This is a genomic window from Acinetobacter sp. Res13-Abat-PEC15-P4-01 (assembly GCF_015676285.1).
GTDB lineage: Bacteria > Pseudomonadota > Gammaproteobacteria > Pseudomonadales > Moraxellaceae > Acinetobacter > Acinetobacter nematophilus.
The window spans coordinates 71,034-97,958 of sequence record NZ_JADAIN010000006.1; the positions used below are offsets into that span (position 1 = coordinate 71,034).

Below are 26,925 nucleotides of genomic sequence, written 5' to 3' on the forward strand. Positions count from 1 at the left end.
TATCTCTACTGATTTGAGATTAAATTTTTTGTTCAACAAATTCGCTTACACCTGTCACTGCATTATGAGGACGACAGAAACGGCGAATTGTTCGAGTTTCTTGAAGCATGTCGACACAAAGCGGCGTGGGTGAGGAAACATTCAATAAGCTTCCTGTACCCTGTGATCTTTGGCGATACATTTTAAATGTATATTTTTGATTTGCTTTAAAATCATGAATCACATGGAAAACTTCAGCATGGTCTTTGGTAATCGGATAGAATCTAACCACCATTTCATATTGCTGCGGTGGAATCGTTAAATACACACCAATTTGATCCAAAGGCTTACCTGTTAATCTTAGATAACCCTTATCAATGGCTTTACGATTCACACGCTGTGTATTTTCCTGCATGATAATCAAATCATTTAATCGCGCAAATTCACAATGCTCTGCGCCTGAGCAATAAACTGAAACTGTATTTTGGCTCATCTGATTTTTTTCAGCTTGTTTAATACGGACCAAATCAACCATTTGTGCTGATTGGCATGCACTCAGGATTAAACCTGTCAAACTGATTAAAACACCACGACCTAAAAACTTAGTCATCGCTCAACCCCAACCTTGCATTCCCGAGCCAACATTCATTTTGTTATGCACTGCATGTTATCAAGAGTTGGGGATTCACGCTACGTGTAAAATGTTCACCGAAAATCAGGCTTGAATTTCAGCAAATACCCAAGGTCGCGATTGTTTAGTTTTTTCTTCATAGGCACGAATTTCATCTGCTGCCTGTAAAGTCAAGCCGATATCATCCAAACCATTCAATAAGCAATGCTTACGAAATGGGTCTACTTCAAATTTGAATGCTTCACCACTTGGTGTGCGTACTTCCTGTGCTTCCAAATCTATCGTGAGCTGATAACCATCAGTAGCAGCACACTCTTTAAATAATTGATCAACAATCTCTTCAGACAAAATGACCGGCAACATGCCATTTTTAAAACTGTTGTTGAAAAAGATATCTGCATAACTTGGTGCGATCACGGTACGAAAACCAAACTCTTCTAACGCCCAAGGCGCATGCTCGCGACTTGAACCACAACCAAAGTTTGCGCGAGAAATTAAAACGGATGCACCTTGATAACGTGGCTGGTTTAAAACAAAATCCGGATTCTTAGGACGCTTAGAATTATCCTGCCCCGGATAACCCTCATCCAAATAACGCAATTCATCAAATAAATTGTCACCGAAACCCGTACGTTTAATCGATTTTAAAAACTGTTTTGGAATAATTAAATCTGTATCTACATTGGCACGGTCTAATGGTGCAACAATACCTTGTTCAACGGTATAAGTTTTCATAATTTGCTCCTTAACCCAGCTTAGAATGAACGAACATCGACAAAGTGCCCTGCAATCGCCGCAGCTGCTGCCATTGCCGGACTCACAAGATGAGTGCGCCCCCCATTCCCCTGACGACCTTCAAAGTTACGGTTTGAAGTCGATGCACAGTGTTCACCAGGCTGTAATTTATCCGCATTCATTGCCAAACACATAGAGCAACCCGGTTCACGCCATTCAAATCCGGCCTCGATCAAGATTTTATCTAAACCTTCAGCTTCTGCTTGCTGTTTCACCAAACCAGAACCCGGCACCACCATCGCTTGCTTGATACTTGAAGCCACTTTTTTACCTTTGGCTACAGCAGCGGCGGCACGGATATCTTCTATACGAGAGTTGGTGCATGAACCAATGAAGACACGATCCAATTGAATATCTGCCAATGCCTGACCTGCATTTAAACCCATATATTGATAAGCACGAGTCCAGTCATTGCGTTGCACGTCATCTTTGGCCTGTTCTAACGTTGGAACCGCTTGAGAAACAGGAATCACCATTTCAGGCGAAGTTCCCCAAGATACTTGTGGCTCAATTTCTGCACCATTTAAAACGACAACCGTATCAAAGTGTGCATCATCATCAGAATGCAAAGTATTCCAATACGCTACCGCTGCATCCCATTGCTCACCTTGTGGTGCATAAGGTCGATCTTTTACGTACGCAATGGTTTTCTCATCAACGGCAACCATACCGACACGCGCACCACCTTCGATTGCCATATTGCAAACAGTCATACGACCTTCAATCGACATATCGCGGAAGACTTGACCACCAAATTCGATGGCATGACCTGTACCACCAGCAGTCCCGATCTTACCGATAATGGCCAAAACCACATCTTTCGGTGTCACGCCTTGACCCAATGTACCATCGACACGGACCAGCATATTTTTCATTTTCTTTTGCACTAAGCACTGGGTTGCCAAAACATGCTCAACCTCCGAAGTCCCGATTCCATGTGCCAAGCAGCCAAATGCGCCATGTGTAGCCGTATGCGAGTCGCCGCATACCACTGTCATTCCTGGTAAAGTTAAACCTTGTTCCGGTCCAACCACATGCGCAATCCCTTGGCGAACATCATTGATGTCAAATTGCACCACATTGAAGGTTTTGCAATTATCATCCAAAGTCTGCACTTGGATACGTGACGTATCATCTTCAATTCCAGCAATTCCTTCCGAACGCTCTTTGGTTGAAGTCGGTACATTATGGTCAGGTGTTGCAACATTGGCGCTTAAACGCCAAGGTTTACGGCCAGCAAGCTGTAAACCTTCAAATGCTTGAGGAGAGGTTACTTCATGTAATAAATGACGATCGATATAAAGCAATGCAGAGCCATCATCTCGTTGTTTTACTAGATGGTCATCCCATAATTTATCATATAAGGTTTTTGCTTTTTGGTTTTCGCCTGCCATGTCGATGTGCTCCACTGGACTGGGTAATTCTTTCATTAATGTCGATTATAACCACGTTTTTACATAAATCTAATTTATCATTTTTATCAGTTTAAAAACTTTTTGGAATCCTTTGCAGCCATTTCCATACCATTTTTTTGCCAGATAAATGACTTGAAATCATGCTCTATTCATACGGTTCAAAAAATCATATCTTGAAATGAAGAGCCTGGCCAAAATTCAAGATTCATTTTAGATAACCGCAATGAAGTTAAAAATTTATTGCTCGTCAGCCCCTGAATCTCTCATAAAATCAATCTGCTTGATCATCAATGCTACAGTAACTCAGCTTTCAATTTTTTCAGAGCATTTGAAAGCAATGATAAAAGTAATCACCGCTCTGTTACAGATTAATCTAGGTTGTTGGTAAATTCTTTTCAATTATTCTTTATGTTTATTTATAAATCCAATCAGCTTGAGTCAAAAAAACCTTTTTACATTACAATTGATAATGATTATTATTTAAATAATGAATCAATAAGTGGTGAATCTGATGGCAAATATCCAAAACTTCTTACAAAACAATCAACGCGTTTTCAAGAAAACATTAAGCTACTACATTATGCATATCACTGTTGCAATGCTGGTGGCTTATGTGGTGACAGGTAACTTTTGGATGGCTGTGACATTAAGTTTACTCGAACCTACGGTTCAAGCCTTTGCATTCTTTTTCCATGAAAAGGTCTGGAATAAAAGAGATCAAAAAGTTGCTCAAAGAGCAGAAGTTAAAGTCTAGATAAATTGACTGTGGCAAGAGGTCCTAGTCACCACCACCTCCTCCACAGCTACTACAACTACTACAGGAAGATGAAGAATCCGAACCACTACCATGTGAATGCCCAGAATCATGTGAAGAACTCGAACCAGAGCAGGAACTTGAAGAACATGACGAGGTTGAGGATGAGCAAGACGATGTGGTTGCCGTAGAAGAAGCATCTGATGTTGAGCTCATCATTTGGCTATACATTCCAATCATAAAAGGCAAACTGAAAATCAGCCCTTTTTCCCAACGAATATGTCCGTCTATCTGAAATAATCTCGGTAAAATTTGCGTTTTTTCTGGATTTAAACCATGTAAATGGCACGTACTTTGCCATGTATTGAGCAATTGCTGCTTCTGTGCTGCTCTTTGTTTTTCGGTCGGTAAGGGATCATGGGGTTGATGAATCAACTCATACCCTAAAAAGTTCATACACATTGTTTGATAAAATGCATCAAACTCCTCAATCAATATATGCCATAGGGCATCTACAGAATGAGAAGGCATGGCATAGGCATCTTTACGTAAAAGATGAATTGCTAAATAATCTTTAAAACCCTCTTCAATATAAGGATAGGATGATGTCGAAATATTGGGATGTCGCTGTCCAAATACCCGCCAGACTTCGGCAGGAATTTTAAAGTTATTCCATGTCCGGACTTTTCGCAGTCTTCTCAAACGCGCTCTCGACCAGAATATACCGATCATTCCCACAAGAATGACCAGAAAATAAATCTGGAAGAAGTATAAAAATAATAAACTGATTGCTCCGAGAATCAGCATAATGACAAGAAATCTTATCCAAGATATTGGCAATGTGTCACGAGTGCGTTGTTGAAAGTCGTCAAGGGTGATTCGAGGAGATGGATTCAAATAATATTTCCTTGGTTATTTTTATTCCCACACTATAAATCAGTCGACTCAGCTGTGTACAGCTTAAACCTGTATGAAAGTTTTATCATGGTAAGCAAGTGAAGACACAAATCACCCAAATTGAAAAAAAGTGAAAATTACTTTGATTAATTCTTAAAATTTCTCAATAATGAATTAAACATAAAAATTCTTTATGGATGGAAATATTATGAATCTCGCTGCTTTTGAAGCTTTTGTCAAAGTTATGGAAACTGGTTCTATTTCGATGGCAGCAGAACATCTGTTTATTACCCAGCCTGCCGTGACCAAACGAATACATAGTTTAGAAGAATATTTCGGCGTCAAATTATTTGAATCTGCAGGACGTGGTGTTCAAGCAACTCATGCCGCACATTCGCTATTGCCCAAGGTAAAAAACTGGTTGAATGAATTGGGCGATATTCACCATACTCTCAGTCATGAACAAGGTGAAGTACGAGGAAAACTCAAAATTGGAACCAGTCACCACATTGGTTTACATCATTTACCACAGCATTTAAAGAAATATGTACAGCACTTTCCAGAAGTTAAACTGGACGTACATTTTGTCGATTCTGAACAAGCGCATGAACAAGTGTTGGCAGGTGACTTGGAACTTGCTTTTTTAACCCTTCCACCGCAGGGGGATGAACGTTTAAGTTATATCACCATCTGGAATGATCCTTTGGTTTTCGTTGTGGCTCCTTTTCATCCGTTGGCACAAAAAAGAAATCTTAAACTTCAAGATTTAATTGAATACCCAAGTTTATTGCCTGCCGCACAGACCTATACCAGCCAGATCACCCTAGCTGAATTTGAAAAGAAAGGCTTAAAACCTAAAATCACCATGAGCAATAACCCTTTAGAGTCTATTCGAATGCTGGTTTCAATCGGTTTAGGTTGGTCTGTTTTGCCAAAGACCCTGCTCAATCAAGACTTGCAACAGTTAGACCTTCATTTCGAGATGAACCGTCAGTTGGGAATGGTTTGGCATCCTGCTCGTACTCAATCCAGAGCCGTTCAGGAATTAATTGAAATGATGAAATAAGCAAAAATAAAGCGCTCATTATATGAGTAATGAGCGCTTGAAGAAGCTGAGAATGTCCTTAGTCTTATTTGACTGAATCTTCATGTAAAGACTCATTTAACTGATCAACAATAGTCGCCCACTCCCCATCAGAACTCAATTTTTCATCTAAAAACTGGCGTTGTGCCTCAGTCCAGAAGTCAGCTTTAGTCAAAAATGTGTCTGCATCTAACTGATGATTTTCAATAAAATCTTGAATTGCTTCTTCGCTAGAATCTAAGCCAAGTTGTTCAAATAAATTGGTCATTCTTGGACGTGTCTGGCTCATTATATAATCTCCATCAGTTTTGAAAAATTCTCAGATCAACATAGCATTTTTACACTGAAAATGAAGTACAAAATATTCATTTGTAAAAATATTTACAATTAATGAACAGATCAAATTTAACATCCAATTCAGCATTTTCAACTCATTGACATGAGCAAAATTTAAGCTAAAACACGGATTGAATCACTCCAGCATACACATGTATCTCTATCCATAAATAAAGGTGTCTTTTTATCCTGAACCATACTGGATTTTTATTGCTGCGGTGGTTTTGAAGGACAGAACATTCTGCGGGATGGTTTATATCAAAGTTTTAGAGAGTCATAAAAAAACAGCACCGAAGTGCTGTTATCGACCGACAAACCCGATTAGATCGACCAATCCTGAATGTCCCAGCCTTGTTGTTTGGCTAAGGCTTCCAGACGATCATCCGGATTTACGGCAATCGCATGATCTGCGTACTCCAGCAAAAAGCGATCATTGATCGAGTCTGAATATGCCCAAGATTCAGTCACATTACGTCCCTCAAGCCATTGGTCCAGACGTACCAATTTGCCTTTTTGATAACATGGGACATTGGTTACTTTACCCGTATATTGTCCATCTTTAATTTCTGCATTGGTGGCAATAATTTCAGTAATTCCAAATTCACGAAAAATAGGTGCAGTGATAAAATCAGAAGTAGCGGTAATCCCCACTAAGGCATGTCCTAAATCTTTGTGCTTTTGAATCGTAGCAAAACCTTTCGGACGCATCTGGGCACGAATGACTTTTTTCATAAACAACTGATGTAATTCAGTTAAATAGTCATTGTCATGTTGAGTTAAAAACTCAAAAACAAATTCATTGTAGGCAATCGGATCAAGTTGTCCTGCTTTATAATCTTCATAAAACTGATCATTCATCGCACGATGGTGAACAGGATCAACCAAGCCTTCATTGACCAAAAACTCTCCCCAAGAATGGTCCGAATCTGTATTTAATAAGGTGTGATCTAAGTCAAACAGCGCCAATTTCATGAAAATACTCGTTTAAACTGAAATTTAAGAAAAAAATTGTAAATCTATCACCGCTAGTCGATAGAAATTCGTTAAGATCATAGCAATTTTACAACATTATTACTTTGACTTTATCGAGTTGGACAAAAGAGTGTCAGTCCCCATATATAAAGTCAGATGAAATTAACAAATTTTAGGTAGCCAAATGATCGACTCAGAAGGTTTCCGACCCAACGTCGGGATCATTTTGGCAAATGATATTGGACAAGTTTTATGGGCAAAGCGCATTGGGCACAATGCATGGCAATTTCCTCAAGGAGGTATCCAATTTGGAGAGACTCCTGAGCAAGCTCTTTTTAGAGAACTACGTGAAGAAGTTGGGCTCTTACCCGAGCACGTCCAAATAATTGCCCAGACAGACGACTGGTTGCATTATCGTTTGCCACTTCGATACATTCGTTCGGACTCCGATCCGATTTGTATTGGACAAAAGCAGAAATGGTTTTTACTCAAACTCACAGCTTCAACGAAACATATTCAGTTGAATCTCTCTGATCCGCCAGAATTTGATCAATGGCAATGGGTCAGTTATTGGTATCCGCTTGGTCAAGTGGTGAATTTTAAACGTGATGTTTATCGAAAGGCGATGATGGAGTTATGTATGCAAATGCCACACTACACCCCTGAAATTTCTTCAAAAATGTGAATGATTTTTCAAAGTAGTGCTGTTATAAATAATACTGATGAAAACGCTTTAAACCATAGCTTAGATTAGGAGCATAGATCTATGTCGAACATGCAACTGGACACTTTAAGACGCATTGTACAAGAGATCAATGCATCGGTCAGTTTGCATGAGTCTTTAGAAATCATGGTCAATCAAGTTTCTGAAGCAATGCATGTAGATGTTTGTTCCATTTATCTGTTAGATGAACGAAATCAACGCTATGTACTCATGGCGACCAAAGGCTTAAACCAAGAGTCTGTGGGCAATGTTTCCCTGCAATTAGGGGAAGGTCTTGTTGGCTTAGTCGGTCAACGTGAAGAAATTGTCAATTTGGACAATGCATTCAAACACGAGCGGTTTGCCTACTTCCCTGAAACTGGGGAAGAAATTTATAATTCGTTCCTGGGTGTACCCGTCATGTATCGCCGTAAAGTGATGGGTGTCATGGTGGTTCAGAATACTGAACCTCAAGACTTTAGCGAGGCGGCGGAATCTTTTTTAGTGACTTTGTGTGCACAGCTGTCAGGTGTTATTGCCCATGCTCATGCTGTTGGGAATATTGATGTATTCCGTAAGCCGAGCAACTCATCTAATTATAAAACTTTCCAAGGGTCATCGGGTGCAGGTGGAATTGCACTGGGTCGTGCCATTATTCTCTATCCTCCTGCGGACCTTGCCGCTGTTCCAGATCGTGATGCCGATGACATCAGTGAAGAACTCAAGCTTTTAGATCATGCAATTGCTTCTGTACGTGAAGAAATTCAATCTCTTGATGACAAAATGCAAGACTCATTGATGGCTGAAGAACGGGCATTGTTTAGTGTGTTTTTACGCATGCTGGATGAGAATGCTTTGCCTGCAGAAATCAAAGAGATTATTCGCGATGGAAGTTGGGCACAAGGAGCAGTAAAGCATGTGATTGACCGTCATGTCGCGCTATTTGCCCAAATGGAAGATGATTATTTACGTGAACGTGTTTCCGATCTTAAAGATCTTGGGCGTCGAATTTTAGCTGCCTTACAAGAAGGTGATACCAGTCATAAGGAAATCACCTCTGAAAGTATTCTGATTGGAGATGAGATCAGCACGGCAGCATTGGTTGAGCTTCCTGTCGATAAGATTGCAGCAATCGTTACCTCCGAAGGTGCAGCCAACTCACATATGGTGATTGTCGCACGTGCACTCGGTATCCCAACAGTAGTGGGTGTAACTGAATTACCTGTAAATACGCTTGATGATGTTGAAATGATTGTGGATGCATATCAAGGACGTGTTTTTGTTAATCCGCCACGCCGTTTACGTACACGATACAAAGAGATTCAAAAAGAAGAAGAACAAATTGCCAAAGATTTAAAGCAATACGAAACCAAAGATGCCATAACGCCTGATGGTGTGGCTGTAAAGCTTTATGTCAATACTGGTTTGATGATTGACGTGGTTCGTGGTGTTCAACGTGGTGCCAAAGGGGTCGGGCTCTATCGTTCTGAAATTCCGTTTATGTTACGCGAGCGCTTTCCTGGCGAAGAAGAACAACGTGCCATTTATCGTCAGCAGTTGAGTCACTTTGCCAATAAGCCCGTAGTGATGCGTACGCTGGATATTGGCGCTGACAAAGACTTACCTTACTTCCAAATTGAAGAAGAAAACTCAGCTCTGGGTTGGCGAGGCATTCGCTTTACCCTTGACCACCCTGAAATTTTTTCTTCGCAAATTCGTGCCATGCTTAAAGCCAGCATTGGCTTGAATAATCTTCATATTTTACTGCCGATGGTCACCAGTGTCAGTGAAGTTGAAGAAGCCCTCTATTTACTTGAGCGTGACTGGATAGCAGTTCAAGAAGAAGAACAGGTTAAGATTACCAAGCCTAAAATTGGCATCATGGTTGAAGTGCCAAGTGTACTTCTACAAATTGGTGAATTTGCTGAATTGGTGGATTTCTTCTCGGTGGGTTCAAACGATTTGATCCAGTACTTGCTTGCAGTTGACCGGAATAACCCACGTGTATCAAGTGTTTACTCTCATTTCCACCCTTCTATCCTGCGTGCTTTAACACGCTTGGTTCAAGAGTGCCATAAATACGAAAAGCCGATCAGTATCTGTGGAGAAATGGCCGGAGATCCATTGTCTGCAATTCTACTGATGGCAATGGGCTTCAATACGTTATCAATGAGTTCAAGCAATATCTTGCGTGTGCGTAAAGCGATTTGTCACGTTTCAATGAGTGATGCGCAAAAGCTACTCGAAGAAGTCGTGGCGATGAATAATCCCTTGATGGTGAAAAGTTGGATGGAGTATTACTTTAAACATCATGGCTTAGCTGACATGGTAAAATCTAATCGTTTAGTGAATATTTAGTTTTTATTCTATTTTCTTGAGTTTAGGCAAAAATCACAGTCCATAAAAAAAGTCGATAATCATCAGAATATCGACCCTTTTTGTGTTTTTCATAACCACGTTTTGCATTTTTTTTACGATCTACAAACACTTGGCTCTTGTTGACTTCATGCATGTGTTTTGCCACAAAGTTGTGAATCACAACCTCTGGCATGAGTTTCTTCTTTGCCATTTTATTTACCTATTTTATGGTTCACCACATCATCAGTGGGAGTGTGATATTACGCTTTTTTATGCAGAATACAAGTATTTAAATTAATCAACTTTGTCACTATTTTTATAGCTGTTGCTTTTATAGATCCTATCAAAGTCATGTTTTGGATTGAGCTGAAACATGATTTTAATCTTCAACAGATATCTTGAGCTTAATTAAAGTTTTACAAATCAAATTAAAAATCACGTACAACTCTTGAGCTCTGTTCTCTATAGTATGCAGATAAATTTGAATATAAACATACTCAATACAATATCGGCTCATAAGTTAAAATGGAGAATAATGTGCTCAAGCAGAAAAAATTATCAAGCTTTCTACTGTTGTTGGTGTTTCCAACATTGGGCTTAATCGGATGTAGTAAACCTGAGAAAGCTGAAGTCATAACAGCCGCATCAAGTGCAAGTTCTGTCACTCCTGAAACAGTAAAAACCGAATCGATTGAGAATACTTTTGATCTTTCACAGATTCCAATTTCAAATATTACACTTGGGCAGTTTCCATATATTTCTTTGCCAAATGGTTATCAGTTTCATGATGCAACCACGGTAAATTTTGAAAGAATACCGTTTTGGACCGGTCAGCACATTGAAAACATTGAAGGGAAATTGTATAGCGCGGCCATTCAACAAAATGAGGATTACAAAGAAGGCAGCTTTTTAGAATTACAACGTAATCTGGAAAATGTAATTCAACAATTGGGGGGCAAGCAAATTACAGTGAGTAAAATTCCTCAACAAGAATTGGACAAGCTTCCACAAAAATTCCAAGTGGATTATGTTGCTGGCTTAGGTGATATTTTCAACAATCCAACACAGACTTTCGTCGTCCGCCAAGCGAATAAGAATATCTGGTTTCAACTTACTCAAACAGGAAATGGAAATGCCGGTTTATTGGTGGCTGAAACAAAACCTGTTGAAATTACAGCAAAAGTATTAAATTCAGATCAATTAAAGACAGCTTTAGATAAAGACAGTAAGGTCAATATCGAGGTCAACTTTGCCACGGATCAAGCCAATATTCTGCCTCAATCGCAGCCTCAGATAGCACAAGTGATTCAACTGTTAAAAAATAATCCTGAACTCAAATTAAGTATTCACGGTCATACCGATGGTTCAGGTGATGCCAAACACAATCAAATCCTGTCGGAACAACGCGCAAATGCTGTTGTTAAAGCACTCACCGCTAATACTGGGATTCAACAAAATCGATTAACTGCAAAAGGTTTTGGTGATACTCAACCGGTTGCAGAAAACTCAACAGAAAACGGTAAAGCTTTAAATCGCCGAGTTGAGCTGATTAAATCTCATTCACCGTCTTGATGAAATGTTGAATTCCCTCCATTCACCAACCCCATTTTAGATCAATGGGTTTGGTCTAAAATCTATTCCTTGCATATACCATACACTCAGCAAGGCGCTGTCTAAACTCACCAAATCACGGGTTAAATAACCTGCTGGAACTTTATGTCCATCCATTTGTAATCCACTGTTGATTTGCGCTTTTACACATCATTTTGAATTTAAAGATATCAACTGCGATAACAGTGACTTACTTACTGAAATAAAATTTCAATTACAACAACTTTCAATAAAAAACAAAATATTAAATATTTTCAACAATATAAATTTGCTTAATTCCTGAAAAGCATATACTTTGTATATACATTTTTGATTATCGCCTTTGGGGATGAATACGTCATGGCTGAATTACCCAAAAAGACAAAGGTGAATAAAAAAGATGGTCAACTCTTAATTCGCATAAACAGTGCTGAACGCGATCAGTTTTTACAGCTCTGTGAAACAATGGATACCAGCGCAGCACGTGAGTTAAGAAAATTTATCCGTAGTTTTATCAAAAAACATCAGCCAACGGATACTCAAACGAAGGAGTAACATGATGTCTAAGCAAGTTAAATCTTTAAAGCAGAAAATCAAAGCACGTTTGGAAAAAATCTCTAAACACGAAGGTAAATTGAAAAAGCTCAAGAAAAAGCTGAAAAAACAGAAGTAATTTCAATGATTCATTTCATGCTTGAGCTTTAATGAAAGTCGCCTAAAAGAAAGGGCATTATTTATATAATGCCCTTTTTACATGTCCAAATAAATTAAGCCAAAGCCCTATCCAATAATCTTTCCACATCTACTGATTTTGCATCAATCATGCCCACGACTCTCCCATAGAACGGACGATAACGCGTTGCTATAAAAGCATCAGTGACAAAATCAGGTGCATATTGCTTAAGTAGAATAGCCTGTGCCAAAATCACTAAACGGCTGACCAAACCACGTGCAGAAAACTGTAAATCGTCTGCCTGTAGTGTACTGAATAATTGAAATAAATCCTGCAACTCTGCCTGTAAAATAGAATTCAGGGATGTTACTTTTGCAAAAGACTCAAATAATGTCTCGATTGATTCGCGATCACGTTGAATGGCACGCAACACATCTAAACACATCACATTACCTGAACCTTCCCAAATTGTATTTACGGGTGCTTCTTTAAAAATACGCGCCATAATTCCTGTATCGACATAACCATTGCCACCAAAAACCTCCATCATCTCGCCAGTCAACTCAACTGTACGCTTGCATATCCAGAATTTCGAAGCAGGGGTCATAATGCGTTTCCAAGCGACTGATAATTCATCATCACTTTCATAACAATGTGCAAGATGGAAACTCAGTTGCATAGCGGCTTCAGTTTCCAGGGCTAAATCGGCCAACACCGCTTGCATCAAAGGTTGTTCTGCCAGATGTTTACCAAAAGCTTTACGTTGCCGTGTGTAGGCAATACATTGTACCAATGCTTGTCTTAACATCGCACTTGAACCCACTGAGCAGGTTAAACGGGTATAATTTGCCATTTCAATAATGGTTGGAATACCGCGCCCTGCTTCTCCGATCATGATGCCCCAAGCATTTTTAAATTCGACCTCTGAACTTGAGTTACTGCGATTACCCACTTTGTCTTTTAAACGTTGCACATGGATGTTGTTTTTCGTGCCATCTTCCAACCAACGAGGCACAAAAAAACAAGCCAAGCCATCTCGTTCAGTTTTCGCAACCACCAAATGTGCATCACACATGGGAGCTGAAAAGAACCACTTGTGCCCCGTCAATAAATAAGCCTGTCCACGACCTGATTCAGCAACAGGCACAGCGACAGTTTGATTGGCCCGAACATCTGAACCGCCTTGCTTCTCAGTCATCCCCATACCCAACCAAATTGACTTTTTTTGGGCAATCGGCAAATCTCGTTCATCATATTCAGTAGATAGTAGTTTCTCACCGACTTTTGCCCACAATTCAGGCTCATTCTGGATCAGTGGAATACTGCCTAAAGTCATTGAATTTGGGCATAAGTTGCCGCACTCGACTTGCCCACTGAGAAAGAAACGTGCTGCCCAATCTACCCATTTGCTGTTGGATTGCGAACGGTTAAATGGATGGGCATGAGTATTAAATTGACGATTGAGCTTCATCCATCGATGCCATGCAGGATGAAATTCCAAAAAATCTATGCGGCGACCGCGAGCGTCAAATGTATGTAGTTCAGGTGTATGACGATTGGCTAAATCGGCATATTGATAATACTCAGTAGAACCCACAATTTGAGCAAGTTTGCTGAGATTTTGCTGATCAGTACTGCCATACCGTTGCAGTATTTCCTGCAAAACCAAATCCGTTTCAAATAGATTGTAAGTCTGCAACTCATCAAACTGGTTACTGATTTCATGGGTTTGCCAATTCTGTAGTGTGTTCATCCTGAAAATCCTGTCTTGTTGTTTTAACCAATTACATTCAGTATAGAAGAAAATATCTTCAAGGACGTTCGGATTATTTTTATGGCTTTACCTGCAATCAATGTACGTCGTAAACCTCGCCAATCAAGGGCCCGTATCACGCAAGAAGCGTTGATTGAAAGCTTTGTTCGGCTTTTGCATGAACGTCCTGCCCATAAAATTACCATTCGAGAAATCACAGACATTGCCGGTGTTGGTTTAGGTACCTTTTATGAGTATTTTTCTAAAAAACAAGATTTGATTGCATTAACCATTTATCAGCATGTCAAAAGCAATGCTGAGTCTATTAAAAGTTATGCACAAAGCCGATACGACTTATCCACAGATTTGAGTTTTTCTGACTATTTAACGCACATCATTCACTTTCAACTTGAGCAGATTCAATCCCAACAGTTTTTATGGGCGCAGTCTTTTTTATTAGAACGGCAGGTTTCAAGTATAGAAACCTATCAAAAAAGCTATGCCATGATGGTAGAGATGTGGCAAAACATATTGATGCCTTTTATTCAGGATGATGAACAACTTAAACAGATCAGCCTAAATGTACAACGAATTTGCTATGGTTTTGTCTCGCAAACACTGCTGATTGAACCTGAATTTAACGCCTGGGGAACTTTAGAAAATGAAATCCTTCAACATCTTGGTGTCATTTCAAATAAGGAAAATCGCTAAGTTATGATGGGATTTAAAAGGTAAAAATGAGATATCTATAACAATACTACATTATTTACTCAGCATGACTAACATTGATTAAATATTGATAAAGTCATTTTTAGAGACCAAACACAAACAATCGCAAAAACAAATCAAATAAAATATTTTTATCAATTTTACAAATAATAAAGTTCAACTTAAAGTATAGCTATCTCTTTTAAAAGCACGCAATGCTTCGTATAGAAGCTGTCTACTTAAAGCAGATACCCAACACTGTACTGTGCCTTAAATTAAAAGATTAATCATTTAATTTAAGGACAAATAGATTTAACAATTGTTCACTATATTGGTTTTTCAAATACAGTTAATGTCATGTAATAGCGAATATTCTTTATCTATTCCATCTATTCAAAAATGAATACATGATTAATTAAAAATGGAGAAATAGAATGAGCCAAGACTCAAAAAAATGCCCTGTGACCCACCTGACAACTGCTTTTGGTGCGCCTGTTGTAGACAACCAGAATAGTTTGACGGCAGGCGCACGAGGTCCTCTGCTTGCACAAGATTTATGGTTAAATGAAAAGCTCGCTAACTTTGTCCGTGAGGTGATTCCTGAGCGTCGAATGCATGCCAAAGGTTCTGGTGCTTTTGGTACATTTACCGTCACTCATGACATCACACAGTACACACGCGCTAAAATATTTTCACACATTGGTAAGAAAACAGAAATGTTTGCCCGATTCACCACGGTTGCAGGTGAACGCGGTGCAGCAGATGCAGAACGAGACATTCGTGGTTTTGCATTAAAGTTCTACACTGAAGAAGGTAACTGGGATCTTGTTGGAAATAACACTCCGGTATTTTTCATGCGTGATCCGCGTAAATTCCCTGACTTAAATAAAGCGGTAAAACGTGATCCAAAAACCAACCTCCGCAGTGCAACCAACAACTGGGATTTTTGGACCTTACTGCCAGAAGCACTACACCAGGTTACGATTGTGATGTCTGACCGTGGGATTCCAAAAAGTTTCCGTCATATGCATGGTTTTGGCAGTCATACTTATAGCTTCATCAATGCTAACAATGAACGCTTTTGGGTGAAATTTCATTTCCGTACACAACAGGGTATTGAAAATCTAACTGATGCCGAAGCTGAAGCAGTCGTGGCAAAAGACCGTGAAAGTAATCAACGTGATCTATTCGATTCGATTGAAAATGGAAACTTTCCAAAATGGAAACTTCAAGTTCAAATCATGCCAGAAACAGATGCAGAGAAAGTTCCATATCATCCATTTGACCTGACTAAAGTTTGGCCCCACGCAGATTATCCATTGATTGATGTCGGTGAATTTGAGCTCAATAAAAATCCTGAAAACTTCTTTTTGGATGTTGAGCAATCAGCATTTGCACCAAGTAATTTAGTCCCAGGAATCAGCGTTTCACCTGACCGTATGTTACAGGCACGACTTTTTAACTATGCAGATGCACAACGTTATCGTCTTGGTGTGAACTATCAACAGATTCCGGTCAATGCCGCACGCTGTCCTGTTCACTCCAATCATCGTGATGGTCAAGGTCGTGTAGATGCCAACTATGGCGGCTTACCGCACTATGAACCGAATAGTTTTGGTCAATGGCAAGAACAGGCTGAGTTTAAAGAGCCACCGTTGAAAATCAGTGGTGATGCCGATTATTGGGATTTCCGTCAGGATGATGCAGACTATTTCAGCCAACCTCGTGCCTTGTTCAATTTAATGAATGATACACAAAAACAAGCATTGTTTGATAATACAGCGGGTGCGATGGGCGATGCCCTAGACTTCATCAAGTATCGTCATATCCGTAACTGTTATGCTTGTGACCCTGCATATGGCGAAGGCGTTGCAAAAGCATTGGGGCTCACCGTTGCTGATGCACAAGCTGCTAGAGACAGCGACCCAGCCAAAGGGCATCCTGGTTTCCTATAATTGACCGAAACATGAAAAACCACCTGTCGGGTGGTTTTTCATTGTCTATAAATCAACTATATTGAAAGAAACTCCAATCGAGAGTGAAAGCATGCAACTGAAAATTGAAGATATCATTCAACAATATGACATGATCTTATTTGATGAAGTTTGTGTGCTGTGCAATGCTTGGGCAAAGTTTTTAATTCAGCACGATACTCAAGCAAGATTTAAATTGGCTTCCGTTCAATCTCCACTGGGTCAAGCCATCTTAAAATATTATCAAATGCCGACTGAACACTTTGACACCATGTTGGTGATTAAAAATGGACAGGCAATCAGCGAGTCTACAGCATTTTTAAAAGTCATCGAAGAATTAGGGCTTCCGTTTTCTGGTTTAAAAATTGGTTATCTAATTCCAAAGTTTATCCGAGACTTTATGTATCGCCAAATTGCTTTCAATCGCTATCGTCTATTCGGTACAACAGATCAATGTCAATTCGTTTCTTCACATCATCAACATCATTTTTTGGAACATGTTGTTTATGAATCCACTTCAGACAATTAATCGCGCCTTGTTGAGTATCCACATCACTTTAGCTGTATTGTGGATTTATCAAGGTCTGGTACCTAAACTCATTTTTAAGGTTATTGAAGAACAGCAGTTTTGGCAATTTACGGGGATTCAATTTCTATCGATTCCCAGATTGATCGAACTCTCTGGAATTGGCGAAATCATCTTTGGTGTACTCTTTCTAATTTTTAGGCAATCAAAGATGCTCCATTATTTAAATATCGTGGCAATGCTGTTCTTTATTGTCGTGGTTGCAGTTGTCTATCCTCACTACTTTGTCCAAGGTTTTAATCCTTTCATAATGAATACAGCCATGGCTGCACTGTCCATCGTTGCATTACAGCTTTTGAATATCCCTAAAGATTTATAGATTTACATACGGACATTGCGACCAAACTCTTGTTTCCACCCCTGCGTTTCACGCGCAATGTGTTTCGCTAATTGTGTTTTGACTTCCTTGATCAGCAACGTTCGCTCTTGTCCATGTACAAAACGCCCCCGATATTGGGTTTGCATGGTCTGGATATAATCATTCAAGGTACGTTGCTGTTGTCTGTTTTTTGGAGAGCGATGTAAAAATTGCAGATATTCTTCATCCGGATTTGTACTGAGTGGATCACCGATAACATCCTCAATATAAAGCACAGCATCTATCAATTTGACATTCCCCTGTGCGTCCACAGCATAGGTTTGCTTACGTACGCCATAGGGATAGGTCCATATCCCCTGTCGATCTGCGGCAGCCCAGTAACTATAAAAAATGAGCTGATTATCTTTAACTGCATAATCCCCCAGTTCAATTTGAGTAATACTACAGTCGCCAGATGCTGCATCCAAGGTGTGTGTTAAAAGTTTTTTGCCTTTTCGATAGAGTTCAATATCATTGCGTATATAGCCATCATCATCTTGATTTGATACGCTTTTCAATTCAAATGCAGTTTGATTAATCTTGATATTTTGGTTCTCTGCAAAAGCAGTGCCAGATAGTGCCAGTGACAGCACGAAACCTTGAATTCTATTCATTATTCAACTCCCTCATTTTTAATCAGGAATAAATATTATTTTAATCTACAAACATAACTTTTCTAAAACTGGAAGTAATTCACCTGCCTGATCAAAAGACTGTGTTTGACGGTAATGCTCTACTCGCTTAACCCGTTTATAATCCTGATCATCTCGACTTTTAAATTGTTCAAGTCGGGTGAATGTCCGATCCTTACATAATAGTTGATAATAATTAATTGTATATTGTTTTTTCGGATTCACACTTTTCACCCAAGCCTGGATCAGTTGATTACCATCGGATATGGTGGTGATACTTTCAAAAAACTGAGTATCTGCATGCTGGTGAATCAATTTCCATTCATCCCCTGTATCCAAATCATATTTTTCATGAAGAGGCTTGATCCGTTCAGCGTCATTCGATGATGAACCGGCTTCAGATGTTGCCATCGTCAACTGCTCCGCAACAGCACACAGCTCATCTGAAACACAATCTGTTGCGTCAGTTGCTGCAAGTTTTACAGGTTTGGCCGCAACTGAAGTGAACATTAGGCTCAGCACGATTGCACTTAAAGCTATTTTTATCTCAATCATAGATATAGACTAGACGACCAATTTCCGTCCTTCACGAATACAGTAAAAGGGATTAACCATTTTTGATGAATTCTTCATGGCTTTTTGTAAATCAAGTTCGGGCTGATCACGATGCTCATCAGTCAATTGAAAAGTACGGTAATGAATCGCCAAAGAACGTTTGGCTTGCAAATCCAAATGCGCCTGAAATGCATCCTGGGGGTTCATATGCATATATTTCATCAGCGCACGTGGCTCGTATGCGCCAATTGGCAATAATGCAATACGTGGTACACCTAAGCGTTTCTGAATTTCTTTAAAATGTGGTCCATAGCCAGTATCACCTGCAAAGAACAAATGACCATGTTCAGACAGCACTGAGAATCCCCCCCACAAGGCAATGTTCTGATCGCGTAAACCACGACCAGAACCATGTTGTGCTGGTGTATAAACGATTTTTAAGTTTTTAAATAGTGCAGACTGCCACCAATCCATTTCAATCACATGGAATTCTTTAGGTAAATAACACGCATTGCCTAAACCCGTGTAAATCGGCATTGCAAATTTATTATGCAACCATCTTAATGTTGCTAAATCCATATGGTCATAGTGGTTATGACTTAACAAAACAGCATGGATTTCAGGTAGTTGCTCTAAAGCAATCCCAGCAGGAATAACGCGTTTTGGACCACGTCCATGTTTTGGACTGACATAATCTGCCCAGACAGGATCCGTCAGGAAATTATAAGGACCTATTTGTACCAGTACCGTGGCATGACTCACAAACCAGACTTGCCAATCGTGATCATCGACTTCTGGTCGATTCTGTGGAAGCAGGCGCTTAGTTGCATAAAATTCTGTGGCTTCTTTTTGAGTGTCTACATTCCAGGTATAGGATTTACGTGTTCCCAGCCATTTCATAAGATCCCAACGGCTACGTCCTTGTGGTTTACGTATTTCATTAAAGAACCGTTCACCATTGTGCTGCTTAGAACCAATTACACTAAACACGGGTTTATACCAGGTATGTGACAAACAATTTTCAGTATCAATTCGATAATGCAATTGCTCTATATGCTCAGATTGAATTGTCTTCTCTTGCATTGTATGGTCTTGTACCGTTTTATCGTCCAAACGGATAATTGGCTCTTGTTTCGACATGATTACTCTAAACGCCCTTTCATTCTTTCAAGCCAAACTTGTTGTGTTTGTGGCTTGATAAATAATGCCACGATTTCGGGATGAATACTTTTAATCTTTACTTCAATTCGGTTGACACAGGCTTCAATCTCATCTGAGGTTAAATCATCTTTAAACTCTAAGCTTAATGATGCAATCACCTGATGAGCCCCCATCTGTTCAGTCAATACACCATTTGCTGAATAGACTGCTGGGTCTTGCTGAGCAACTTCCAATATATTATGACGTAGTTTTGGATCCGCAGTTTCACCCATCAGTAGTCCTTTAGTCTCTCTGGCTAAAAGTAAAGCAGAGATTGCAAGAACCACACCGATCAATACTGAAGCAACGCCATCCAATATGGGTAAATTGAACTGTTGCGCGCAGAATATGCCAATAAAGGCAATGATCAATCCAATCAATGCTGCGGAATCCTCAAAAAGCACCGTAAATGTAGTGGGATCTTTACTACGCCGAAAACTTTCAAAATAGCCCATTTTCCCTTTCATTTTCTTAAAACTTTTTAAGGCAATAAACCACGAAGTACCTTCACACAACATTGCAAATCCGAGTACAACATAATTCACCAACGGTGATTCTATAACTTCTGGATGACGAATATGTTGAATACCCTGATAAATTGAAACCATTGCACCTAACGCAAACACCAACAAAGCAACAATAAATGCCCAAAAATATAACTCTCGACCATAGCCAAAAGGATGCTTGTAGTTGGCAGGTTGCTGAGATTTCTTTAAGCCATACAATAATAGAATTTCATTGAGTGTATCGACGACAGAATGAACAGCCTCACTCAACATAGCCGAACTATTGGTGATATAAGCGGCTATGAACTTTACCAAAGCAATTGCTAAATTGCCCAAAAGTGCTGCATATACAACAATTTTGTTGGAATCTGACATTTATTGTCCTGCTTTTTATCATCAAATACATCAATTTGATTTTTATATCTATCTTGCCTCATATTAACCAAACAACTTGTGATTTATTTTTATTTTTTGTTGCTTTTCACAATTGAGTGAATCTTTTTATGCAATCTGATTTAAACCCTATTCTAATGACGCATTCAAAGCACTATCCACAATTATTAGAAATTTGGGAGGCATCTGTACGTGCAACGCATGACTTTTTAAATGAACAGCATATTCTACAAATCAAAGCATTAATCATTCAGCACCATTACTTTGATCATGTAAAATTGTTTCATGTGGAACGCGAACAGCAAATAGCAGGTTTTATGGGGCTTGCTTATCAAAAAATTGAAATGTTATTTGTAAACCCTATTTTTTTTGATCAAGGTATTGGCTCACTGTTGATTCAAAAAGCTTTTGAATTAGGTGCAGATGAAGTGGATGTCAATCAACAAAATACTCGAGCCTTGGACTTTTATCTTAAGCATAATTTTCAACAGGTGGCGCGCTCTGAACTTGATGCGGAAGGTAATCCCTTTCCAATTTTGCATTTGAAACTGCGAAAGTAATCCATTCAACCGAGTAACCAAATCATGAATAGATGACGTTGAACAGAACCAACGTCATCTTAATTGATTTTTCACACATCACCATTTAGAAGCTTTGTTGAATTAAGCTACCAGCTTTTTCAAATCCTGCGTTAAATCGAGATGATTGGTCGTAGAAAACAGTGCTTTTTTCGCAATCATTTTTTTCAAATGGCGCATTTCTTTAGCTGCATTGACCGTAATACCTGCCACGATTTTGCCCTCTTTCACGCCAAACATTACAAAACAGTGCTCTGCGGTTTTATGTTGATCCATTTCACCACGAATATGCCACTCAGTTGCAGTCATATCACCGGCAAACTGAAAATTAATGTTGAACTGATCGGTCCAAAACCATGCAGGATTCGGTACCGGATGTTCAATACCCATGATATGGCGCGCAAAGATAGCCGCTTGTATATTGGCATTTTCCCAGGTTTCAATGCGCTGATATGTTCCATTGGCACGCAGTTGAGTCGCAACATCTCCGGCTGCATAAATATCAGGCTGCGAGCTTTGACAATGTTCATTGACTTGAATTGCAGAATCAACCTGTAAACCCGCATCGATTGCCAGTTGGGCATTTGGCACAATTCCAATACCATAAATCACCGCATCAGCGCGCAGCTCTTGACCATTTGCAAGATTTACCACGACCTCTTCACCATCCACTGTGCGTTCAAGTCGACAGTCCGTAATTTGAGTTTCAAGCTGTACATCTACACCATTTTGACGATGTTGGGACAATAAAAATTCGCTCAATATTTGAGGCGAACAGCGTCCCATAACCATCGGTCCCATTTCTATCACTGTCACTTGGCAGTCTTTAGAACGAGCTGATGACGCTAACTCCAATCCAATGACCCCCCCGCCAATCAGAATGATACGGCGTCCAGGTTGCAGTACTGGAACCAAAGCTTGTGAATCTTCAAGATTACGTAAGGTGTAGACATGTTGTCCCAGTGCATCAAAACCAGGTAAACGACGTGCAGCCCCCCCTGTTGCAAGTAACAGTTTGTCATATGTGATTACATCACCATTTTTTAACGCTACAGTATGTGCTTCAGGGTGAATTTTAACGACGCCATTCCCCCGAATGATCTCGACATTCAGTGCTGCCAATTTTTCTTCGGAAAGGATTTCAATCTTGGTTTGTTCAGGCTTCAGAATGACATCTTTAGATAAAGGAGGACGTTCATAAGGCAAATGGGGTTCATCTCCAATCAGAATTATTCTACCCTGATATTGGTGAGATCGAAGTTCAAGGACAGCATTTGCACCTGCCTGGCCAGCTCCGACAATAACCACTGTCTGAACAGACTCATGATTCATAGGTTTTTTCCTTATTACTTGATTAATTCTGCTGAAACAATACCGAATCCAGCAATCCACTCACTGATCGGTTCATAACAGTGAACGCACATGTCATAACCTCCTAATTCAGAAAGTGCTGCAAATGCGGCAATCCATGATCGAATTTCCTGACCTCCACGTCCGCCCTGTTGACGAATATCTGCTTCAGTCATTTTTTCTATTGCTTTAAAATCAGCATTTTTAAATAACTCAAGCAAATGCATATCCCATTCAGGATTTAAAGGAACAGAGATTGATTGATCACCTGCTGCCAGCCGCTGTCCTACTGAAATGATTTTCGCCTGACGTGCATCACGGGCTGCTTGAGTTGGATAACGCCCACAAATCAAAAACTCTTCAACCTCAGCGGATACAGATCCCATTTGTGGTGTCGGTGGATCATGTGAAAGCCCACCTGTACCTAAGATGAGTACACGTTCATTTTCAAGATTTAACGATTGAATAAATTGCCCTACAGCACGCCCTAATGCGAGCGTTCGTTGGGTTGTTGGCATAGGTGCTGCTGCACCATTGACAAAGATGGGGATCGTGGGGTAACGATCCAGTTGCCCTTGACAGAGAAAATGCAAAGGCTGTGTGACCCCATGGTCTGCCTGCATGCGATAAGAATATGCAATGTCTACCCCCTCATCCAATACTTTTCGCACTAACTCTACTGCCGTATGTTCAGGTACATTCAGTTTGAGATTGCCTTTACCATAATCCCAGTCACCCGCAGCAGTCGCACGAATTCCAACACAAAAAGAAGGCATCAGATCATAGAAAAAACCGTTAAAGTGATCAGGCCCAAAACTAATGATCAATGTAGGCTGATAGGCTTCCACATCCTGAGCCAACTTTTCAAAAGTTGATCGAACAGCATCCTCTTGGCGCTTGTCGGCAGGCGATGCAAACTCCATAAGTGGACTATGCGAAGCACAAATAAGTTTAACGCTCATGTTTAACTCCGAAACAGAAGGCTGTACTGAAATGCCAGTTGCCTTTTTCATCCTTTAAATCAGTGGTCAAAAAAACCTGCGCGAGGTTGACGTAACCCACGGATTCCCAGACCACATTCAGCATTGATTAACACCCCAGTCAATGGACGATTATTGGAGCGTGAGGCGAGCAGTACATAACTTCCCGTCATGTCTTCAGGTTCAGGCAAGAAATTTAAAGGCATGCCTCGTGCAATTTTTTCTGGATCACGTGCGTCCAAGAGTCCTAAATTTTCTTGTCCTAAAGACGCAGCACCTTTGATATTTACATTCATACCAGAAGGTGCAACTGCGTTAACTCGGATTTTGGGCGCAAGTTCATAAGCCAATTCTTTCATTACGCCCACCCCTGCATGTTTGGAAGCGGTATAAATCGGACCACCACCAGCCGAATAGAGGGCTGAATTTGATAAGGTAAAGATGATCGAACCCTCGGATTTGACCAGTTCATCTAAAGCAGCTTTAGCGCCTAAAATCAGCGATTTGGTGTTAATTCCCATAATTTCATCAAAAGCGGTTTCTAGCTGTGCACCACTCATATGCACGATATCTGCATAATGATCCCAGATGCCCGCATTCCCAATGAAACAATCCAATTTACCAAAACGCGCCACTGTGGCTTCAACTGCACGAACGTTATCTGCAAACAGCGCAACATCGCCCACAATCGTTTCAACCTGATCACCAAAGCGTTGCTTTAAAAGATCTACTTTTGCTTGGGAACGTTGGAGTACCGCAACTTTTGCACCTTCCGCCAAAAAGCGCTCAACCAGTGCTAAGCCCAAACCAGAACCTCCGCCCGTGATCAGGGCGACTTCACCTTCAAGCCATCCCATATCTAAGCTCCAGCCATCTCTACATATACTGCACCGTCTTCAATCACTACGGGAAAAACTTGAATCGCATCAGTTGCAGGCAAACACAAGGCTTGACCTGTTTTTAAACAGAATCGAGCTGAATGCAATGGACATTCCACGGTTCCATCATCTTCTAAATAGCCTTCTGACATTGAGGCATTGCCATGTGAGCAACGGTCATTCATGGCAAAAAACTCCCCTCCATTATTGAAGACTGCCAGCGCCTCGATTCCATTGACATGGCAAGCGACTTTAAGCGCTTCACCCTCATCCAATTCATCAATTTGGCATACAAAAATCTTGTTCATTAGAAAAATACACTCAAGTTGTGAGAGTTATAAGTCACTTGGTCTAAGGTGATCTTGCGATTAAAAATTTGGAATCCCAAACCACCGGAAACCTTCCGAAGCTTGTCATGGCGCTTACCGCAATAGATCGTCACATCTTTTTCTTTCTGAGTACGATAGAGTAGATATGTCACGTATACGTCATATTCATCAACAACATCTGTAGGCTCAACAATAATATTAGAAACCATATGGGTAGTTCTTGATGGAGGTTCCTCAGCCCAAGCCATACCGGTTTCAAGCCGTGCTATGCGACGCTCCAATAAATGTTTATTGTCATTGAAAACCCAAGTGGTTGGCGGTTCGACTGAACGGCGACGATCACGGGTTTGTGCGTTCGGTGTGGTTCTTAAGGTATAAGAAACATCTTCGGCAAAAATTGCCAACCAATCCCTAAATTTCCAATCATCAAGTAATTTGGCTTCACGATATAAAAATTGGCTGATTTGATGTTGAAGCTCCAAGCTCACTAGACTCATTTGATAAGCTCCTGTTCATAAGCATCTGCAGCAGCTTCAACGTCTTCCCATTTTTCATGAATCAGTAAATCTGCCCAACGTCGATACATTCCACGTGCTGCGGTTTCTGAAAAAATATAATTGGTGATGCCTGGAATACCATCTTCTCGGACTTTTTCATTGCCGAGTCCCATTTCCATGATCAAACGGTTGTTACGCGCTTTATAACCGCGCAATACTTTCTGAATCTCAATCCAGTTTTCAGAGTCATCCTGTTCCAGAAAACCTGCTGGACCAAACGCCCGTGTTGCAGAACGTTCAAATGCTTCTTTGACTTCTTGAGAAGCCTCCGCATCAGCAATACAAAATGCCCAAACTTCAGTTTTATTCGGTCCTCTTGGATGCCATACTCGAAGTGTCGCGGTTCCGTTTAACCAAGACATGGTTGGGAACATGGTATTGTGACCTGCCAGACGTAAAGCTCGAACCTCGCCTAAACGTGCTTTAACTTCTTCAAAGGTTTCACGAAAATAGTTCGCTACTTCGCCATCGACCCATACGTTTGCATCGGGCTTTTCAGTAAAGAAGAATCCTGAACCATGTCCTCTTGAGCCATATTGAATCGCATCTTTTGCGGTTTCCCAGACTGGACGAGCCGTTTGCGCAGTCCCCAATTGCTTAGATGCATCATCATCTGGTTTTGCTCCAAGAACTTGGATTGCAGAAGCATGAGAAAACAATGCATGGTATTGATCAGATGCAAACTGTTCTGCGGCAAATTTCCAATTACATTCGATTTCCCATTTGTGTACGCCACCGATGATTTCTGTTCCCCCTGGACGACGGTCAATCACGCCATCCAAATACCAGGCAATATCCCCCATGTAATCAATTAAATCGGGAGTAGATTCATCCCAGCAGCCAAAAATCAAGCCTTTGTAGGATTCAACACGATTTACTTCAATCAACCCCCAATGTTCCTTACAGGCGCCTTGAGGAAAAGCACGGTCTTCTAAAGGAATATCTTTAAGTGAACCGTCTACCCCGTAAGACCAACCATGATAAGGACAAGTAAATGCACGTGTGTTACCACAGTCAGCAAAGCTAACGCGCATTGAACGGTGACGGCATTGATTCAAAAGTGCTTTGATTGAGCCATCTTTTTGACGGACGACAATAATCGGGTCTTCACCCATGTAAGTATTGAAAAAATCACCTGCTTTAGGAATTTGGCTTTCATGGCAAAGGAATAACCAAGTACGACCGAATATTCGTTCAAGTTCGAGTTCGTATAGTTCTGGATCTGTATAGATCGATGGCGAGATACGTCCATTTTGTGCATCGACTAAAGCGTCGATTTCACGCACATCAATTTTTCCACTCATGAAAGCTCTCCTGCGACAAACGTGGGGTCATACATAAATTGACTCAACTTTGCACAAATCATCGCTGTTGAAATGAGCTTTAGGGAAATATTTATTTT

General features: G+C 40.3%; 29 protein-coding genes. 11 read left to right on the plus strand and 18 right to left on the minus strand.

Annotated elements, in window-relative coordinates:
• Positions 1 to 19 precede the first annotated feature (19 nt).
• From IMO47_RS01040 to leuC, 3 genes are all read right to left on the minus strand, one after another.
• Positions 20 to 589 (minus strand): hypothetical protein, encoded by a 570-nt coding sequence (locus tag IMO47_RS01040; protein WP_196076596.1) that lies wholly within the window; start codon positions 587 to 589, stop codon positions 20 to 22.
• A gap of 105 nt (positions 590 to 694) precedes the next feature.
• The gene (gene leuD, locus IMO47_RS01045) at positions 695 to 1,345 is read right to left on the minus strand and encodes a 3-isopropylmalate dehydratase small subunit (protein ID WP_196076597.1); all 651 of its coding nucleotides are present in this window, start codon (positions 1,343 to 1,345) and stop codon (positions 695 to 697) included.
• Between the two features lie 20 nt (positions 1,346 to 1,365).
• Complete coding sequence (gene leuC / locus IMO47_RS01050; protein WP_196076598.1) at positions 1,366 to 2,799, minus strand: 3-isopropylmalate dehydratase large subunit; 1,434 nt, start codon at positions 2,797 to 2,799, stop codon at positions 1,366 to 1,368.
• Between the two features lie 532 nt (positions 2,800 to 3,331).
• Between leuC and IMO47_RS01055 the strand changes: the two genes are divergently transcribed.
• Positions 3,332 to 3,574, plus strand: a complete 243-nt coding sequence (locus IMO47_RS01055; RefSeq protein ID WP_196076599.1) for a DUF2061 domain-containing protein — start codon at positions 3,332 to 3,334, stop codon at positions 3,572 to 3,574.
• A gap of 24 nt (positions 3,575 to 3,598) precedes the next feature.
• Here IMO47_RS01055 and IMO47_RS01060 read toward each other — a convergent pair whose 3' ends face one another.
• The gene (locus tag IMO47_RS01060) at positions 3,599 to 4,471 is read right to left on the minus strand and encodes a hypothetical protein (protein ID WP_196076600.1); all 873 of its coding nucleotides are present in this window, start codon (positions 4,469 to 4,471) and stop codon (positions 3,599 to 3,601) included.
• A gap of 208 nt (positions 4,472 to 4,679) precedes the next feature.
• On the opposite strand from IMO47_RS01060, the gene IMO47_RS01065 reads away from it, so the two are divergent.
• Complete coding sequence (locus IMO47_RS01065) at positions 4,680 to 5,537, plus strand: LysR family transcriptional regulator (protein WP_196076601.1); 858 nt, start codon at positions 4,680 to 4,682, stop codon at positions 5,535 to 5,537.
• A 64-nt stretch (positions 5,538 to 5,601) separates the two neighbouring features.
• On the opposite strand, the gene IMO47_RS01070 is transcribed toward IMO47_RS01065, so the two are convergent.
• Positions 5,602 to 5,844: a DUF2789 family protein gene (locus tag IMO47_RS01070; RefSeq protein WP_196076602.1), complete on the minus strand. Its 243-nt coding sequence runs from the start codon at positions 5,842 to 5,844 to the stop codon at positions 5,602 to 5,604.
• A 368-nt stretch (positions 5,845 to 6,212) separates the two neighbouring features.
• Positions 6,213 to 6,863: an HAD family hydrolase gene (locus tag IMO47_RS01075; protein ID WP_196076603.1), complete on the minus strand. Its 651-nt coding sequence runs from the start codon at positions 6,861 to 6,863 to the stop codon at positions 6,213 to 6,215.
• A 184-nt stretch (positions 6,864 to 7,047) separates the two neighbouring features.
• Here IMO47_RS01075 and IMO47_RS01080 point away from each other — a divergent pair, with 184 nt between their 5' ends.
• Both IMO47_RS01080 and ptsP read left to right on the plus strand, forming a co-directional pair.
• Positions 7,048 to 7,548 carry an RNA pyrophosphohydrolase gene (locus IMO47_RS01080; protein WP_196076604.1) on the plus strand — a complete coding sequence of 167 codons (501 nt, stop codon included), beginning with the start codon at positions 7,048 to 7,050 and terminating at the stop codon, positions 7,546 to 7,548.
• 81 nt (positions 7,549 to 7,629) lie between these two features.
• Complete coding sequence (gene ptsP, locus IMO47_RS01085) at positions 7,630 to 9,924, plus strand: phosphoenolpyruvate--protein phosphotransferase (RefSeq protein ID WP_196076605.1); 2,295 nt, start codon at positions 7,630 to 7,632, stop codon at positions 9,922 to 9,924.
• A gap of 22 nt (positions 9,925 to 9,946) precedes the next feature.
• Here ptsP and IMO47_RS01090 read toward each other — a convergent pair whose 3' ends face one another.
• Complete coding sequence (locus IMO47_RS01090) at positions 9,947 to 10,135, minus strand: hypothetical protein (protein ID WP_196076606.1); 189 nt, start codon at positions 10,133 to 10,135, stop codon at positions 9,947 to 9,949.
• Between the two features lie 326 nt (positions 10,136 to 10,461).
• Between IMO47_RS01090 and IMO47_RS01095 the strand changes: the two genes are divergently transcribed.
• Together IMO47_RS01095 and IMO47_RS01100 are read left to right on the plus strand one after the other, a co-directional pair.
• The gene (locus IMO47_RS01095; protein WP_196076607.1) at positions 10,462 to 11,496 is read left to right on the plus strand and encodes an OmpA family protein; all 1,035 of its coding nucleotides are present in this window, start codon (positions 10,462 to 10,464) and stop codon (positions 11,494 to 11,496) included.
• A 378-nt stretch (positions 11,497 to 11,874) separates the two neighbouring features.
• Complete coding sequence (locus tag IMO47_RS01100) at positions 11,875 to 12,069, plus strand: hypothetical protein (RefSeq protein WP_004718119.1); 195 nt, start codon at positions 11,875 to 11,877, stop codon at positions 12,067 to 12,069.
• Positions 12,070 to 12,281: 212 nt separating this feature from the next.
• Here IMO47_RS01100 and IMO47_RS01105 read toward each other — a convergent pair whose 3' ends face one another.
• A complete protein-coding gene (locus IMO47_RS01105; RefSeq protein ID WP_196076608.1) occupies positions 12,282 to 13,940 on the minus strand; it encodes an acyl-CoA dehydrogenase family protein in 1,659 nt (552 codons plus the stop codon).
• A gap of 81 nt (positions 13,941 to 14,021) precedes the next feature.
• Here IMO47_RS01105 and IMO47_RS01110 point away from each other — a divergent pair, with 81 nt between their 5' ends.
• The 4 genes from IMO47_RS01110 to IMO47_RS01125 all read left to right on the plus strand — a co-directional run bounded on the left by IMO47_RS01110 (position 14,022) and on the right by IMO47_RS01125 (position 17,526).
• Complete coding sequence (locus IMO47_RS01110; RefSeq protein WP_196076609.1) at positions 14,022 to 14,651, plus strand: TetR/AcrR family transcriptional regulator; 630 nt, start codon at positions 14,022 to 14,024, stop codon at positions 14,649 to 14,651.
• A 431-nt stretch (positions 14,652 to 15,082) separates the two neighbouring features.
• A complete protein-coding gene (locus IMO47_RS01115; protein ID WP_196076610.1) occupies positions 15,083 to 16,603 on the plus strand; it encodes a catalase in 1,521 nt (506 codons plus the stop codon).
• Between the two features lie 91 nt (positions 16,604 to 16,694).
• Positions 16,695 to 17,150 (plus strand): thiol-disulfide oxidoreductase DCC family protein, encoded by a 456-nt coding sequence (locus IMO47_RS01120; RefSeq protein WP_196076611.1) that lies wholly within the window; start codon positions 16,695 to 16,697, stop codon positions 17,148 to 17,150.
• Positions 17,128 to 17,526, plus strand: a complete 399-nt coding sequence (locus IMO47_RS01125) for a DoxX-like family protein (protein ID WP_196076612.1) — start codon at positions 17,128 to 17,130, stop codon at positions 17,524 to 17,526. Before IMO47_RS01120 ends, IMO47_RS01125 begins: the two co-directional genes overlap by 23 nt.
• 2 nt (positions 17,527 to 17,528) lie before the next feature.
• Here the strand turns inward: IMO47_RS01125 and IMO47_RS01130 are convergent, their stop codons facing one another.
• From IMO47_RS01130 to IMO47_RS01145, 4 genes are read right to left on the minus strand one after another with little or no spacing between them, the layout of a single operon-like run.
• Entirely contained in the window at positions 17,529 to 18,179 is a 651-nt protein-coding gene (locus tag IMO47_RS01130; protein WP_196076613.1) for a hypothetical protein, read from the minus strand.
• 45 nt (positions 18,180 to 18,224) lie between these two features.
• A complete protein-coding gene (locus tag IMO47_RS01135; protein WP_227552196.1) occupies positions 18,225 to 18,707 on the minus strand; it encodes a hypothetical protein in 483 nt (160 codons plus the stop codon).
• Between the two features lie 54 nt (positions 18,708 to 18,761).
• On the minus strand, positions 18,762 to 19,892 hold the full coding sequence (locus tag IMO47_RS01140) for an MBL fold metallo-hydrolase (RefSeq protein WP_196076615.1): 1,131 nt from the start codon (positions 19,890 to 19,892) through the stop codon (positions 18,762 to 18,764).
• Positions 19,893 to 19,894: 2 nt separating this feature from the next.
• A complete protein-coding gene (locus tag IMO47_RS01145; protein ID WP_196076616.1) occupies positions 19,895 to 20,833 on the minus strand; it encodes a cation diffusion facilitator family transporter in 939 nt (312 codons plus the stop codon).
• 128 nt (positions 20,834 to 20,961) lie between these two features.
• Here IMO47_RS01145 and IMO47_RS01150 point away from each other — a divergent pair, with 128 nt between their 5' ends.
• Positions 20,962 to 21,411 carry a GNAT family N-acetyltransferase gene (locus tag IMO47_RS01150; RefSeq protein ID WP_196076617.1) on the plus strand — a complete coding sequence of 150 codons (450 nt, stop codon included), beginning with the start codon at positions 20,962 to 20,964 and terminating at the stop codon, positions 21,409 to 21,411.
• Between the two features lie 102 nt (positions 21,412 to 21,513).
• On the opposite strand, the gene hcaD is transcribed toward IMO47_RS01150, so the two are convergent.
• From hcaD to hcaE, 6 genes are read right to left on the minus strand one after another with little or no spacing between them, the layout of a single operon-like run.
• Entirely contained in the window at positions 21,514 to 22,761 is a 1,248-nt protein-coding gene (gene hcaD, locus IMO47_RS01155) for a 3-phenylpropionate/cinnamic acid dioxygenase ferredoxin--NAD(+) reductase subunit (protein WP_196076618.1), read from the minus strand.
• A 14-nt stretch (positions 22,762 to 22,775) separates the two neighbouring features.
• Entirely contained in the window at positions 22,776 to 23,741 is a 966-nt protein-coding gene (locus IMO47_RS01160) for a 3-carboxyethylcatechol 2,3-dioxygenase (RefSeq protein ID WP_196076619.1), read from the minus strand.
• 59 nt (positions 23,742 to 23,800) lie between these two features.
• Positions 23,801 to 24,616, minus strand: coding sequence for a 3-phenylpropionate-dihydrodiol/cinnamic acid-dihydrodiol dehydrogenase (hcaB, locus tag IMO47_RS01165; protein ID WP_196076620.1), 816 nt, complete (start codon positions 24,614 to 24,616; stop codon positions 23,801 to 23,803).
• Positions 24,617 to 24,618: 2 nt separating this feature from the next.
• Positions 24,619 to 24,945 (minus strand): 3-phenylpropionate/cinnamic acid dioxygenase ferredoxin subunit, encoded by a 327-nt coding sequence (hcaC, locus tag IMO47_RS01170; RefSeq protein ID WP_196076621.1) that lies wholly within the window; start codon positions 24,943 to 24,945, stop codon positions 24,619 to 24,621.
• Positions 24,945 to 25,463, minus strand: a complete 519-nt coding sequence (hcaF, locus tag IMO47_RS01175; RefSeq protein WP_196076622.1) for a 3-phenylpropionate/cinnamic acid dioxygenase subunit beta — start codon at positions 25,461 to 25,463, stop codon at positions 24,945 to 24,947. Before hcaF ends, hcaC begins: the two co-directional genes overlap by 1 nt.
• Positions 25,460 to 26,827 carry a 3-phenylpropionate/cinnamic acid dioxygenase subunit alpha gene (hcaE, locus tag IMO47_RS01180; protein ID WP_196076623.1) on the minus strand — a complete coding sequence of 456 codons (1,368 nt, stop codon included), beginning with the start codon at positions 26,825 to 26,827 and terminating at the stop codon, positions 25,460 to 25,462. The genes hcaF and hcaE overlap by 4 nt, the downstream gene beginning before the upstream one ends.
• Between the last annotated feature and the right edge of the window lie 98 nt (positions 26,828 to 26,925).